This window comes from Streptomyces coerulescens (assembly GCF_042657965.1).
In the GTDB taxonomy this organism is placed as follows: Bacteria; Actinomycetota; Actinomycetes; order Streptomycetales; family Streptomycetaceae; genus Streptomyces; species Streptomyces coerulescens.
The window spans coordinates 1-1,008 of sequence record NZ_JBHSKM010000055.1 but is presented as its reverse complement, the minus strand read 5'-3'; the positions used below and the strand labels follow the sequence as shown (position 1 = coordinate 1,008).

At 67.5% G+C, this 1,008-nt stretch carries 1 protein-coding gene; it reads left to right on the top strand.

Going from position 1 to position 1,008, the window contains the following annotated elements; all coding sequences use genetic code 11:
* Nucleotides 1-173: 173 nt before the first annotated feature.
* A partial coding sequence (locus ACFPQ9_RS44545) for an IS5 family transposase (RefSeq protein ID WP_380866196.1) occupies nt 174-1,008 on the top strand: 835 nt, incomplete at its 3' end.

Genomic DNA, 1,008 nt, shown 5'->3' with positions numbered 1-1,008 from the left:
GATGCTGGTGAGTCTGCAGTGCGGATCGTGGTTGACGAGGCGGATGGTGTGGCCTCTGGGGTGAGAGCCGACTCACGCCTGTCTCATTCCAGGACGCCCGGATCTGTGCCGTGCTCCCGCGAGCCAGAACACACGCCTGGGCGCACGCCCCCAAACGGCGGTATGCCCAGGTCATGACCGACCGTCGTGCGTATCCGAGTGATCTGTCCGATGCCCGCTGGGAGTTGATCGAACCGGTGCTGTCCGCCTGGCGCTTCGAGCGCCGCGGTCGGGCCCTCGACTTCGGCCGGCCGCCCCGGCACGACCTGCGAGAGATCATGAACGCGATCCTCTACGTGGACCGCACCGGCTGCCAGTGGGCCTACCTCCCGCACGACTTCCCGCCCCACCAGACGGTCTACGGCTACTTCGCCAAATGGCAGACCGACGGCATCTTCACCCAGCTCAACGGCCTGTTACGGGAGTTGGTACGCCAGCAGGAAGGCAAGCACCGACACCCTTCGGCCTGCGTGATCGACGCCCAGAGCGTCAAGACCTCCACCTCCGTCCCCGCCAGGACGCAGGGCATCGACGCGGGCAAGAAGATCGTGGGCCGCAAGCGCAGCATCATCACCGACACCCTCGGCCTGCTGCTGGCGGTGCTGGTCACCGCGGCCGCCGTCCAGGACTCCACCGCCGGCCGAACTCTCCTGGAGCAGGCCGCCATCGACCACCCCACCCTGCGCAAGGTCTGGGTCGACGGCGGTTACCGCAAGCACTTCGTCGAGCACGCCGCCACCCTCGGCATCGACCTGGAAATCGTCCAACGCACCCCCGGAACCAGGGGATTCACCCCGATCCCGAAACGGTGGGCGGTGGAGCGGACCTACGGCTGGCTGATGCTGCACCGCCGTCTGGCCCGCGACTACGAAACCCATCCCCACCGTTCCGAAGCCATGATCCACCTCGCCATGACCGACCTGATGGCCCGCCGCCTCACCGGCGAGAACACCATCTCCTGGCGCGACC